The sequence below is a fragment of the Siminovitchia sediminis genome, from assembly GCF_042680885.1.
Lineage (GTDB): Bacteria > Bacillota > Bacilli > Bacillales > Bacillaceae_C > Siminovitchia > Siminovitchia sediminis.
In genome coordinates this window covers 100370-112627 of sequence record NZ_JBHUEO010000113.1, presented here as the reverse complement: position 1 = coordinate 112627, position 12258 = coordinate 100370, and the positions used below count along the sequence as shown (strand labels likewise).

Here is a 12258-nt window from a genome sequence, read left to right as displayed (position 1 = left end):
TGATTTTGTATGGAGCAACTTTATCACCGCCATATTTTGTTATTTTTATTTTAACAAATTAAAACGGTGAAAGAACAAGTATTATAAATAATTAAAAAGGCTGTCGAGGGTTTCTCGACAGCCTGAGCACCTGGTAAGGTGCTTATACTTGTTTGCTGTTTCTTTCTTGATTTATCCGCTCTTCTATCTCTTTCGTTTTAAGCTCTTGTTTCTTTGAAATCTTTCTGATCCAAATAAAAGTCAATACGCAGGCAACACCAAAGATCGCCATGGAAATCATGGCAGGAATATATTCCGACTTGTCTTCAGGAAAATATAAAAACGGCATATATAATACAAATGACTGTAAAATAGACAGCATGTAAACATCCCTTCTTCATAGAAAGTATACTTTCATTATAACCAATCGGGTAAGGCAGTTCCAACAAGGGATGGTGGCAATTGTGTGAAGCGTGCCGTGCATGTATTGTTCAAAGACAAAAAGCTGCCAGGAAATCAGTTTTCCACCAATTTCCTAACAGCTCTTGGTTTAATAAGCATTTATTCTTTAATAATATCAATACTTTCAATTGTTACATCTTCTACAGGCTTGTCAGCCGCACCAGTTTCCACATTTGCAATGTTATCTACAACATCCATCCCTTCAATCACTTGGCCAAATACCGTATGACGGTGGTCAAGGTGTGGCGTACCTCCGTTCTCCATATAGGCATCAATAATTTCCTTAGGAAAACCGGCCTGTTCCATTTGACCTTTCATTCGAGGGTCCGTTTGGCTGTTTTGGACAATGAAAAATTGGCTGCCATTTGTGCCCGGTCCGGCATTTGCCATCGATAGAGCTCCTCGCAAATTGAAAAGTTCCATGGAAAATTCATCTTCAAACGGCTGACCGTAAATGCTTTCGCCGCCTCTCCCTGTACCGGTTGGATCTCCGCCTTGAATCATGAAGTCTTTGATGACACGGTGAAAGATAATTCCGTTGTAATATCCGTCTTTGCTGTGCTTCATGAAATTTTCCACCGTTTTTGGAGCTTGTTCCGGAAACAACTTCATTTTAATAGACCCCATACTCGTATTCATTTGGACAACTTTCTCATTTTCCGCTACTTCATTTGTCAATTGCGGGTAATTTGTTTGTTCAGACATGTTTGAATCTCCTTTCTTCCATTCAAGTTGATCATCCTGGCCGCAACCGGATACCAGAAATACCATCATACAATAAAAAGCAAAAAGTATCCGCTTTCCCAACTTACCAAAACCTCCACTGTTTACTTTACAGCATGTACAGCATAAAATCATCATTCTTTCATTTTAACCTTCAGTCAGCCATAATAGAAGCATAGAGGTGATCAATGATGGAAAAAGGGCAGATTGTCAAAGCATTCAGAAAGACAGGGTCCTATGTCGGGGAAATTACGGAAATACATCCGGATATGTATGTAGTCCGGGTTCTTGCAGTTTTAAAACATCCCATGCAGGGAAACCTCCATCATCCGCGTGAAGTTGATGTACCATTTTTTCACGAAAGAAAAGCACATGCGTACCGGGAGCAAATTCAGGTTCCGTCCAATATGGTCCGGCCATATAAAGAGGATGTGCCTCCATATAAGGACAGTTTAAGAGATGCTGTCCTGAAATTCTATGATGAACTGGTTTCCAAACCCGATGACCCTTTCAGCAGGCGCAGCTTGGAGGCATTAAAAGTATTGATTCCGGAATATAAGATCATGTATGGTATTGAATGGCCTGATATTCAATAAAACGGCATACGACCGATATCACTAAGTTTCCAAGGGCTGCCCATTTACCGCCAGAACCCCCTTAAGCCCTGATCCGCCGGCAGGCATTTTTGCCTGCTTTTTGTATTTCCCTCAAAAATGAAGCAAAAATACAACGGGATGTTTCAATTGTTGTGCTTCCGGGTATAGATATCTGCTCATATGCTCTCCGGCCCTTGTTATCCATTTAAGTTAAAGAGGTAAATCACGGGGAAGATGGCTCTCCGAGCTGTATTCGTTGAATATTTCCCCGGTAAAAGTATACTTATATCTAGAAAAACGAAGTATTTTATACAAGAAGGTGCTAATATCAGTATCGAAAAGCGAAACTTGTGGATCATGTGGGTCTGTAACTTTATCATTGCAGGAAGCATGACAATGGTGATGCCTTTTCTTTCTCTTTATATTGAAACATTCGGTGAGTTCAGCGATGAATATGTCCAACGCTGGTCGGGTTTTATTTTTGGTATTACTTTTGTTACAGCTTTTCTCATGTCTCCTATATGGGGAAGAATTGGTGATAAATACGGATTTAAGCCAATACTGCTGATTAATGGTTTTGGAATTTCTGCAAGTATCTTTCTTATGGGGTTCATGCATCATGTTCATGGGCTTTTTTTATTGAGGCTTGTCATGGGAATCGTAACAGGTTTCATTCCGACTTCTATTGCACTCATTGCAAAGCAGACACCCAAGAAAATAGCGGGTGAAACACTTGGAATTTTACAGATGGGGACAGTATCCGGCACACTTTTCGGTCCTCTGCTTGGCGGTGTGATGGCCGATTCTTTCGGTTTTCAGTATACGTTTATTATTACCGCATCCTCAATCGTGCTTGCAACGCTTGTTGTATTATTCGGGATTGTGGAAAAGTCAAACAATGAGTCAAAAAAGCAAAAGAACCGTCCTTCCAGAAAAAAAGTAATCCAAATCATTCTGCAACACCGGATGCTAGTCAGTGTTATGGGGATCGCCTTTATTGTTCAAGCTGGATTATTCAGCATCCAACCCCTCCTTTCCCTTTATGTGAGTGAATTAACAAGTGCAGACAATGTCGCATTTTTATCAGGTTTGGCTTTTTCGGCAACCGGGTTCGGTAACCTGCTTCTTACGAAAAGGTGGGGAAAACTTGGTGACGATATTGGTTATGACAAAGTGATGATGATTCTGCTTATATTGGCAGCAACGCTTATTGTTCCTCAAGCGTTCGTCACAGATCTTTGGCAGCTGGTCATATTAAGATTCCTATTTGGAATGTCCATAGGCGGAATGCTGCCGTGCATCACGGCCTACATCCGAATGGAAGCCCCGTTTGAACTTCAGGGGGAAGTTCTTGGATACAACCAGAGTTTCCGTTTTCTCGGCAACGTTTTCGGACCGATGCTTGGTGGAATCGTATCGGGATATGTTGGAATTTCCTCCGTTTTTTATGTTACAGGCGGTCTGTTTCTTTTGGGCTTCTGGATGCTTTGGTGGAGTGTGAAGCAAACCCGGAAGGTAAAAAAGCCAAGCCCCCGCCGAGGGCAATGAAGTCTTCTGAGCAGTTGGCCGGTAGTGATGAGCAAGAGGCCGGGATAAAGGAGATTTGACCATAGAAAAATCCGATGGTTGATTGACGATTTTGCAAATCATTTGACGAAAAAACTTTGCAATCCAATCATCGTATGGTATACTCTCTGTAGTCAATTTAGTTAGCTTATCACGTAAAACATGATAAATCTTTTTTAGGAGGAGTCTGTCACCAAAGGGCGATCTATGCGCTTTAGTGACAGACTCCTTTTTTCATTTCAACAGGCCGGCTCATACAGTGATCTCCCCAAATTGGTATGGCGCCATAAATCTAGCAATTTCAAAAAGGAGGAACTTTCTTTGTCAGTCTTGCATTGGGCTACACTCGCCCCCTTTTTTCTAGCCATTTTCATTCCATTGTTGTATAAGTATGTTCGCAAAATACACACTGGGTGGATTGTTTTCATACTGCCACTAACACTATTTATTTACTTTTTATCCTTTATTCCTATGACAGCTGCCGGGGAAACAATTAAGCGGACAGTTGCCTGGATTCCATCCCTTGGCATTCACTTTGTTCTTTATATTGATGGAATCAGCTTATTGTTTTCCTTATTAATTACAGGCATAGGAACATTGGTGATCCTGTATTCAGTCTATTATTTATCTAAAGCAAAGGAAAAGTTAAATCATTTCTATCTTTATATCCTGCTATTTATGGGAGCCATGCTCGGAGTAGTTTTGTCAGACAACCTTATTGTACTTTATACATTCTGGGAACTGACTTCCTTTTCATCCTTTCTGCTGATTGGCTTTTGGAACCATAGGGAGCGCTCCAGATATGGTGCACAAAAATCCATGCTGATCACTGTTTTTGGCGGTTTGGCGATGCTTGGCGGATTCTTGCTGCTTTATCTGATGACAGGAACTTTCAGCATCAGAGAAATCATATCGATGGCAGATATCATCTACGCTGACCCATTCTTTGTTCCGGCTTTACTTTTGGTTCTGCTGGGTGCCTTTACAAAATCTGCTCAGTTTCCATTCCATATTTGGCTTCCGGATGCGATGGAAGCGCCAACTCCTGTAAGTGCTTATCTGCACTCAGCAACCATGGTTAAAGCCGGGATTTACCTTGTCGCCCGCTTAAATCCTATTTTCGCGGAACATGCATTGTGGTTCTGGCTCATTGGCGGGGTGGGGATTTTCACTTTAACGTGGGCTTCTTTTAACGCAGTAAAGCAAACAGATTTAAAAGGCATTTTGGCATTTTCGACTGTTAGCCAGCTTGGCCTGATCATGTCGCTTCTCGGAGTCGGAGCAGCTGCCCTTCATTATACTTATTTAGATGACAACATCTATATGGCTGCCACATTCGCCGCAGTCTTTCATTTGATCAACCATGCCACATTTAAAGGAAGTTTATTTATGGTGGCAGGAATTGTTGACCATGAAACCGGTACCCGAGATATTCGCAGGCTTGGCGGATTGATGCAGCTCATGCCCGTCACGTTTACTATCGCCCTGATCGGCACATTTTCGATGGCTGGGCTGCCGCCATTTAATGGATTTTTGAGTAAGGAAATGTTTTTGGCTTCCATGGTCAATGTCTTATCACTGGATATCTTCAATATGGAAACGTGGGGATTCCTGTTTCCTGTACTGGCATGGATTGGAAGCGTATTTACTTTTGTATATAGCATGCTGCTTTTGTTTAAAACGTTTACTGGAAAATACCAGCCGGACCAATTGGAAAAGGAGCCGCACGAAGCACCGTTTGGCATGCTGCTTCCACCTTTGATGCTGGGAGCGCTGGTGGTGATTTTTGGATTTTTTCCAAACCTTTTATCCACATTCATCATCGAGCCGGCAGCGATCGCTATTTCACCGGCACTGATCGATGCGGGACAATCATTTAATACTCATATAAGCTTCTGGCACGGCTTTACACCGGAATTGTACATGACCATCGGAATTATTGTTTTCGGGACATTTCTGTATGTTACGTTCCCAAAATGGAAGGGGATATATCAATGGCTTCCTGAAAAACTTGGGCTGAATCACTTGTATGACCAAAGCCTGATCAGGACAGAACATGCTTCCCGGGGCTTAACCCGTGCTTTTATGACCGGTTCGATTCGGACGTATATGGTGTATATGCTATCCTCCATTGTGGGGATTTTATCGTATTCCATGGTTAAAAAGGATGCCTTTGCTTTTTCGATGGAAAACATGGCTCCAGCCGGCCTGTATGAGATTGTACTTGGGTTGATAATCATTGGAGCATGTATGACCATTTTGGCTGCCAAATCAAGATTAACGTCCATTATTGCACTGGGAGCGATTGGCTATACTGTTGCTCTGTTCTTTGTTCTATTCAGGGCTCCCGATCTCGTATTAACACAGCTTGTCATTGAAACGATATCTGTTGCTCTGTTTTTGCTGGCATTTTATCATTTGCCGCAAATCAGCCGAAAAGAAGAACGTATGGGCTTTAAACTGACCAATGCTCTTGTAGCTGGGGGTGTGGGCGTGATTGTCACACTTATCGCCTTCTCGGCATTAAGCAACAGATCATTCGAATCCATATCAAAATACTACATTGAAAACACAGTCGATAAGGCTGGAGGCCATAATATGGTCAATGTCATTTTGGTTGACTTCCGGGGCTTTGATACATTATTTGAAATCGCCGTTCTCGGCATTGCCGCGCTTGGTATATACGGAATGATCAAACTGCGCCTGTCAAGGAGGGAGGACTCATGAAAAAAAAGACCAACGATCTGATTTTACAAACCGTAACGAAAGTGGTTTCCTTTATTATTCTGCTGTTCGCCCTTCACATATTTTTTGCCGGACATAACAATCCGGGAGGAGGATTTGTCGGTGGACTGCTAACTTCCGGTGCAATTGTTCTCTTGCTTCTGGCATTTGATATAAAGACAGTGGTTCATAGTCTTCCGATTGACTATCGGATCATGATTGCAGTGGGTCTGCTGTTTGCAGTCGGAACCGGTTTGGGAGGACTTGTTTTCGATGTCCCCTTCTTAACACACGCACATGATGCCTTTGTGCTGCCCATCCTAGGGGATACACATCTCCATACAGCCGTGTTGTTTGATATAGGGGTGTATTTAGTTGTCGTTGGTTCAACGATGACCATTATTCAAACGATAGGAGAAGAAGAATAATGGAAATCTTTATGTCGGTATTAATTGGAATATTGTTTGCCAGCGCCGTTTATTTGATGCTGTCGAAAAGTCTGCTTCGTATCATTATCGGGACTGGTATCTTAAGTCACGGTGCCCATCTGACATTATTAACGATGGCTGGGCTGGGAGATGGTATGGTTCCGCTTCTTGGAGAACATGCAGATAAATATGTGGATCCCCTTCCCCAAGCCCTGATTTTAACGGCAATTGTGATTAGTTTTGGTGTGACAGCCTTTTCCTTGGTGTTGGCATACAGAGCCTACCAAGAATTGGGGACAGATAACATAGACGAGATGAGGGGTACGGAATAAATGATCAACTTATTAATTTTGCCTATCGTCATCCCATTTGTCACTGCCATTCTATTAATTTTCTTCAAAAATCATGTGATTGCCCAGCGTTGGATATCCGCCATTTCTTCGGCAGGTTTGCTTGCTGCATCAATCATTCTCGTTCATACGATTTATCGTGAAGGCATTCAGACGCTGGACTTGGGAAACTGGCAGGCACCTTTTGGGATAACACTTGTTTCAGATATGCTTTCGGCTCTTCTTGTAACAGCCACATCCTTCATCGCTTTTTGCTGTATTCTCTATTCCTTCCGGACGATCGGCAAGGGCAGAGAAAGTTACTTTTATTACCCTGTTGTACAGTTTTTGATTGTGGGAGTGAACGGAGCATTTACGACGGGGGATATTTTCAACCTGTTCGTCTTTTTCGAAGTGATGCTGATGGCTTCCTATGTATTGCTTGTAATTGGAGGAACCAAAATACAGCTTCGTGAATCGATCAAGTACATTATTGTGAACATTACATCCTCAGCTTTGTTTGTTATTGCCGTTGCCTATTTGTATTCTATTGTCGGTACATTGAACATGGCGCATATCTCACAGCGGATCGCAGAAATTAACCAGCCTGCTATTTTAACTGTGCTGGCTGTCCTGTTTTTAATTGTATTTGGGTTAAAAGGTGCCATTTTCCCATTATTCTTTTGGCTGCCAGGTTCCTATTATGCACCGCCTGTACCGATTATTGCTTTGTTCGGAGCATTGCTGACCAAGGTCGGAGTTTATTCTATTCTTAGAACCTATACCTTATTTTTCTATCACGATATTGGATTTACACATAAGCTTCTGGCCATTCTGTCGCTCATCACTGTGATTCTGGGTTCAATTGGGGCAATCGCCTACAAGGATATGAAAATGATCGTTATCTACAATATTATCATTGCCATTGGTGTTATCACCTACGGGATCGGAAGCATGAATGCCGACGCCCTGACCGGGTCAGTCTTCTATATCATTCATGACATGATTATAAAGGCGGTTCTTTTCCTTCTTGTCGGTCTGATGATCTACCTTACGGGAACGAGCAATTATACGAAGTTCAGTGGATTAATTAAGCACTATCCGCTTGTGGGCTGGTCCTTCTTTATTTCCGTACTGGCCCTGGCCGGAATTCCACCGCTCAGCGGGTTTGTAGGAAAATTATTAATTGTAAATGGCGGCTTTTCCAACGGAGATTTGATAGGGGCCCTCATTATTTTGTTATCCAGTCTGTTTGTGCTCTATTCACTCATGCGGGTATTTTTGAATAGTTTCTGGGGAGATCCGGCCGGAAGCATGAAAAAACCGGAATTAAAGCTTGGCAGTATGATGGTTCCGATCGTTATCCTCATCATCGCTGCCATCGGTTATGGACTTTTTGCCGAATGGGTATACATCTACGTGGCCTTAGCTGTGGAAGCATTAATTGATCCGGCCGTATATATTGAGGCTGTGCTTAAATAACTGACAAAGGAGGACGAGGTTCCGTTGGCCTTTCAAATATTATTGAATGTTATGCTCGCATTTGCATGGATGTTCTATGAAAACTCTATGAGTGCATCAACATTTATCATAGGGTATTTCCTTGGATTGCTTGTTGTTTTTTTCATGCGGAGGTTCTTCTCAACCCGATTTTATATGTACCGTGTGTTTGCGATTATTCAACTGCTCTTTATCTTCATAAGAGAACTTGTACTTTCCAATATTGCTGTATTAAAAGTAGTATTGCAGCCCAAGATGAAAAATAATCCGGGGATATTCGCTCTGGAGACAAAACTGACATCCGACTGGGAAATTACGCTGTTGGCTAATTTAATTACATTGACACCCGGTACTCTTGTTGTAGAAATATCAGATGATCATCGAACGCTCTACATCCATGCGATGGATATCGGGGATGTCGATGAAGCGATTGAGGATATACGGGGATCTTTTGAAAAAGCAATTATGGAGGTGAGCCGCTGATGCTGGAGATCGTCATTAAAATTGGCCTGATCGGGTTTGCCGTTTCTTCTTTTATACTCTTATTACGGTTGATCAAGGGACCATCCACTTCGGATCGGGTAGTTGCCCTGGATGCCATGGGGATTAATTTGATCGCTATCACAGCGCTCATATCCATGCTGCTGTCCACCACAGCATACACGGATGCTATCTTGCTGCTGGGCATCCTCTCATTTATTGGAACAGTGGCCTTCTCAAAGTTCCTGGAGAAGGGAGAAATCATTGAAAATGACCGGAGCGACTGAAATAATTATTGTCATCTTCATACTGGTTGGCGTGTTTTTTAGCTTAGTTGCCTCTATTGGAGTGATCAGACTCCCTGATGTATATACACGCAACCATGCGGCCTCAAAGTCCACGACCCTCGGAGTCATGTCTACTTTGACAGGTACGTTATTATTCTTTTATTTTCATGAAGGGGTAATAAATTTACAGATCTTGTTAGGGATCATCTTCATCTTTATCACAGCCCCTGTAGGAGGGCATGTGATCAGCAGAGCCGCATACAATACCGGCGTCAAATTATCAGAGAACAGTGTACGGGATGATTTGGAGAAAAAGAAAGAGTTGGAACAATAAATTACAGTAGTTCAGACGCTTGCAAAAAACAAGGCCAGCCGGATTTTTCCGGCTGGCTTTTAATTATGCCAAGTGAAAACAATGCCTGCCGAGGAACTGGCTGTAACAATGTTTCGGCAGACTTGTGAAAGTGTATAAATCCCATTAGTTTTTTTGGGCATTGCGTTTATTCGGTTGATTTCACTTTTATGATTTCACATTTTCTAGTGGAAGATTCTGCAGGGAATTCCTGCCGTGTTTCAGGATCTACACCTGATCGGGAGTTTTTCATCCCGAAACTACCGTGTTTAGAGCTTACACTTTCTCAAGCGGGCCTGATTCTTCCTTGATCAGGCGTACGAGTACAGGAGCGCTGCTTTAATTCCTCATTCATCAATTGTTCCTTTTTGTACCAGGGGTTTTAAATACTTTTCTAATATTGCCGCGAAACGGTATATGTTCGCTTCATCAAAGGATTTGCCTACCAATTGCAGGCCGATGGGGAGCCCATCTTTTGAAAAGCCGCAAGTCATGGACAGACTTGGGAGTCCCGTAATGTTGAACGGCCCGGTGTATTTGTTCAATAAAAGGCTGCTATGAATAACAGAGCCGTTAACATCAATTTCCCGTTCCCCGATAGCAAATGGAAGAATGGGTATAGTCGGAGTGACGAGTATATCGATCTCTTTAAACATATTCTCAAAGTCTCTTATTGCACGCTTTTTGATCTGCTGTGCCTGAATATAGTCTTTGGCAAGCGTTTCTCTGGACGAGTTTAAGCGTTCCCTGATTTCATCGGACCATAAACTCGGATAGTCTCGAAGGTTCTGCTCATGAACCGCATAGGCTTCTGTTGTTAATGTCGTGCGAAATGCTGCTACAATTGTATCCATATCAGGAAGTTCAACAGATTTTACTTCCGCTCCGTGTTGTTCCAGGAGCTGAGCAGCATTTTGAAAATTTTCTTCTACTTCCTTATCGCCCCCAGAAAAATAACCGTTGAAGGGAACACCAACTACTTTGCCTTTAATATCTGAATCGATCAGTGCTGTATAATCTTCCGTAGGCTGGTCGACTGAATAAGGATCCTTATTGTCATATCCCGCCAATACATTCAGCATCAATGCGTTGTCGCGGACCGTTCTTGTCATGGGACCTACATGATCCAATGTCCAGCTGAGGGGAAAGACCCCAAAGTTGCTCACTCTTCCAAATGTTGGCTTCATGCCTACAATCCCGGTAAATGAAGCAGGGATCCGGACAGAGCCGCCTGTATCTGTTCCCAGAGCCCCATAACAAAGATGAGCCGCAACAGCTGCCCCGGAACCGCTGCTGGAACCTCCGGTAATTTTATCCGGATCATAAGGGTTTTTTACAGGCCCTGCAAAAGAAAGATCTCCCGTTGTACCAAAAGCGATTTCATGCATATTGGTTTTTCCGACTAGTACAGCTCCGGCCTTTTGTAACTTCTCCACTACAGATGCATGTTCATCAGGAGAAAAATCTTTAAATACAGCCGAGCCCATTGTTGTTTTTACATTCTTCATATAAATATTGTCCTTCAGAGCGATAGGAACTCCATGTAAAGGTCCTTTAATCAGGCCGGCATGTATCTCGCTTTCAGCTTTTTTCGCCTGTTCCAATGCTTCCTCTGCCGTAACGGTGATAAATGCATTGATATGTTTATTTTCCTCTTGAATTTTCCCTAATAATTTTTCCGTTACTTCTATCGGGGAGATTTGCCTGTTCTGGATTGCTTTAGAAAGTGCTGCCATATCCCAATGGATCCAATCCCCCTGATATGTATGCTGTTCCGGTTTCACAAACGATCCCGTCCTTCCCTATGGTATATTTTAAATTATACCAAGTGTCCGCTTGTTTGCCAGAGGTAATCAGAAATGCAGGAGGGGCGTTCTGTGAGACACCCCTGGTTTATACATTCAAAAGATTTGTGGATAATTGATTGGAGATATGACACTTTGATTAAAAAAAAGCTTCTCGAAAAAGGCTCGATACCCTTTTGAGAAGCTTGCCCTATCATTCATATAGCCTGTCAGACACCGAACCGTCCAACTTATGAATAACCAAAATTCCATCATGTTCGTTGACATACTCTTTGGCGGTCTCCAATAAATCTTCTTTAGTGTCTTCCCGCATAATCGCTTTGCCAGTATGTTGTCTTGTTAAAATCCATTCTTCCTCGTCCGGCTGGATATGATATTCTGTTCGGTGTTCATCACCATCCATATATTTTCGAGCTTGTGCAATACCAATGGATATGGCCCGGCCTTCATCGTAATCTTCCTCCAGCAGGGCATTGGCGATGTCAATCGCTTTTTCACGGACATCGTCTTGAAGATTTTTCATAGAATCCGGATAATCATTGTTTGACCAAGGCATGGGCGCAACCTCCTTTTTCATATCTTTTCCCGGTAAGGTAAAAAATGAAACAAAAGGTCTACCCTGATTATGGAACGTCTAATGATCCCTTTTAGGGACAATGGCCACGGTACATCTTGATATGCAAATCAGGCGCTCTTCTTCATCCTTGATACGGATATCCCAAACCATTGTCGTCTTCCCTCTATGCACGGCTTCCGCCACAGCTGTCACCTTTCCTTCTCTCTTGGAGCGGACATGATTTGCATTAATTTCAAGACCAAAGCAAATTTCCTTATTCAAATCAATCAAAGCAGCGGTTCCCATGCTGGCGGCTGTTTCAGCCAATGCGACGGATGCTCCCCCATGCAAATATCCAACGGGCTGCCTGGTACGCTCATCCACCGGCATGGTTGCAATGACCTTTCCGTCGCCTATTTCGACCAATTCAATACCCAATGCTTGCTGCAATCCCTTGTCATCCATATGTAC

At 42.7% G+C, this 12258-nt stretch carries 14 protein-coding genes; 9 read left to right on the top strand and 5 right to left on the bottom strand.

The window, feature by feature from the left end; all coding sequences use genetic code 11:
• Positions 1–142 precede the first annotated feature (142 nt).
• Together ACFSCZ_RS18545 and ACFSCZ_RS18540 are read right to left on the bottom strand one after the other, a co-directional pair.
• Complete coding sequence (locus ACFSCZ_RS18545; RefSeq protein WP_380776255.1) at positions 143–361, bottom strand: hypothetical protein; 219 nt, start codon at positions 359–361, stop codon at positions 143–145.
• A gap of 179 nt (positions 362–540) precedes the next feature.
• Positions 541–1146, bottom strand: a complete 606-nt coding sequence (locus ACFSCZ_RS18540) for a peptidylprolyl isomerase (RefSeq protein WP_380776252.1) — start codon at positions 1144–1146, stop codon at positions 541–543.
• A 209-nt stretch (positions 1147–1355) separates the two neighbouring features.
• Between ACFSCZ_RS18540 and kapB the strand changes: the two genes are divergently transcribed.
• From kapB to mnhG, 9 genes are all read left to right on the top strand, one after another.
• Positions 1356–1760, top strand: a complete 405-nt coding sequence (gene kapB / locus ACFSCZ_RS18535; RefSeq protein ID WP_380776275.1) for a kinase-associated lipoprotein KapB — start codon at positions 1356–1358, stop codon at positions 1758–1760.
• Positions 1761–2087: 327 nt separating this feature from the next.
• Positions 2088–3308 carry an MFS transporter gene (locus ACFSCZ_RS18530; RefSeq protein WP_380776272.1) on the top strand — a complete coding sequence of 407 codons (1221 nt, stop codon included), beginning with the start codon at positions 2088–2090 and terminating at the stop codon, positions 3306–3308.
• Positions 3309–3647: 339 nt separating this feature from the next.
• Complete coding sequence (locus ACFSCZ_RS18525; RefSeq protein WP_380776250.1) at positions 3648–6053, top strand: Na+/H+ antiporter subunit A; 2406 nt, start codon at positions 3648–3650, stop codon at positions 6051–6053.
• On the top strand, positions 6050–6478 hold the full coding sequence (locus ACFSCZ_RS18520; protein WP_380776247.1) for a Na(+)/H(+) antiporter subunit B: 429 nt from the start codon (positions 6050–6052) through the stop codon (positions 6476–6478). The genes ACFSCZ_RS18525 and ACFSCZ_RS18520 overlap by 4 nt, the downstream gene beginning before the upstream one ends.
• Complete coding sequence (locus tag ACFSCZ_RS18515; RefSeq protein ID WP_380776244.1) at positions 6478–6810, top strand: Na(+)/H(+) antiporter subunit C; 333 nt, start codon at positions 6478–6480, stop codon at positions 6808–6810. The genes ACFSCZ_RS18520 and ACFSCZ_RS18515 overlap by 1 nt, the downstream gene beginning before the upstream one ends.
• Positions 6811–8289 carry a Na+/H+ antiporter subunit D gene (locus tag ACFSCZ_RS18510; protein ID WP_380776241.1) on the top strand — a complete coding sequence of 493 codons (1479 nt, stop codon included), beginning with the start codon at positions 6811–6813 and terminating at the stop codon, positions 8287–8289.
• 24 nt (positions 8290–8313) lie between these two features.
• Positions 8314–8790, top strand: a complete 477-nt coding sequence (locus tag ACFSCZ_RS18505; RefSeq protein ID WP_380776238.1) for a Na+/H+ antiporter subunit E — start codon at positions 8314–8316, stop codon at positions 8788–8790.
• On the top strand, positions 8790–9074 hold the full coding sequence (locus ACFSCZ_RS18500) for a Na(+)/H(+) antiporter subunit F1 (protein ID WP_380776235.1): 285 nt from the start codon (positions 8790–8792) through the stop codon (positions 9072–9074). The genes ACFSCZ_RS18505 and ACFSCZ_RS18500 overlap by 1 nt, the downstream gene beginning before the upstream one ends.
• Complete coding sequence (gene mnhG, locus ACFSCZ_RS18495) at positions 9058–9408, top strand: monovalent cation/H(+) antiporter subunit G (RefSeq protein WP_380776269.1); 351 nt, start codon at positions 9058–9060, stop codon at positions 9406–9408. The genes ACFSCZ_RS18500 and mnhG overlap by 17 nt, the downstream gene beginning before the upstream one ends.
• Before the next feature lie 365 nt (positions 9409–9773).
• Here the strand turns inward: mnhG and ACFSCZ_RS18490 are convergent, their stop codons facing one another.
• The 3 genes from ACFSCZ_RS18490 to ACFSCZ_RS18480 form a co-directional block, all read right to left on the bottom strand.
• Positions 9774–11210: an amidase gene (locus tag ACFSCZ_RS18490; protein WP_380776232.1), complete on the bottom strand. Its 1437-nt coding sequence runs from the start codon at positions 11208–11210 to the stop codon at positions 9774–9776.
• Between the two features lie 214 nt (positions 11211–11424).
• The gene (locus ACFSCZ_RS18485) at positions 11425–11787 is read right to left on the bottom strand and encodes a DUF2188 domain-containing protein (RefSeq protein WP_380776230.1); all 363 of its coding nucleotides are present in this window, start codon (positions 11785–11787) and stop codon (positions 11425–11427) included.
• Between the two features lie 78 nt (positions 11788–11865).
• Entirely contained in the window at positions 11866–12252 is a 387-nt protein-coding gene (locus tag ACFSCZ_RS18480; protein WP_380776227.1) for a hotdog fold thioesterase, read from the bottom strand.
• Between the last annotated feature and the right edge of the window lie 6 nt (positions 12253–12258).

What these genes read in the sequence shown, in the direction of transcription:
- mnhG (WP_380776269.1), top strand. Translation starts at nt 9,058, where the DNA reads ATGACCGGAGCGACTGAAATAATTATTGTCATCTTCATACTGGTTGGC.
- ACFSCZ_RS18515 (WP_380776244.1), top strand. Translation starts at nt 6,478, where the DNA reads ATGGAAATCTTTATGTCGGTATTAATTGGAATATTGTTTGCCAGCGCC.
- ACFSCZ_RS18500 (WP_380776235.1), top strand. Translation starts at nt 8,790, where the DNA reads ATGCTGGAGATCGTCATTAAAATTGGCCTGATCGGGTTTGCCGTTTCT.
- ACFSCZ_RS18480 (WP_380776227.1), bottom strand. Translation starts at nt 12,252, where the DNA reads ATGGATGACAAGGGATTGCAGCAAGCATTGGGTATTGAATTGGTCGAA.
- ACFSCZ_RS18545 (WP_380776255.1), bottom strand. Translation starts at nt 361, where the DNA reads ATGCTGTCTATTTTACAGTCATTTGTATTATATATGCCGTTTTTATAT.
- ACFSCZ_RS18510 (WP_380776241.1), top strand. Translation starts at nt 6,811, where the DNA reads ATGATCAACTTATTAATTTTGCCTATCGTCATCCCATTTGTCACTGCC.
- ACFSCZ_RS18520 (WP_380776247.1), top strand. Translation starts at nt 6,050, where the DNA reads ATGAAAAAAAAGACCAACGATCTGATTTTACAAACCGTAACGAAAGTG.
- kapB (WP_380776275.1), top strand. Translation starts at nt 1,356, where the DNA reads ATGGAAAAAGGGCAGATTGTCAAAGCATTCAGAAAGACAGGGTCCTAT.
- ACFSCZ_RS18485 (WP_380776230.1), bottom strand. Translation starts at nt 11,787, where the DNA reads ATGCCTTGGTCAAACAATGATTATCCGGATTCTATGAAAAATCTTCAA.
- ACFSCZ_RS18540 (WP_380776252.1), bottom strand. Translation starts at nt 1,146, where the DNA reads ATGTCTGAACAAACAAATTACCCGCAATTGACAAATGAAGTAGCGGAA.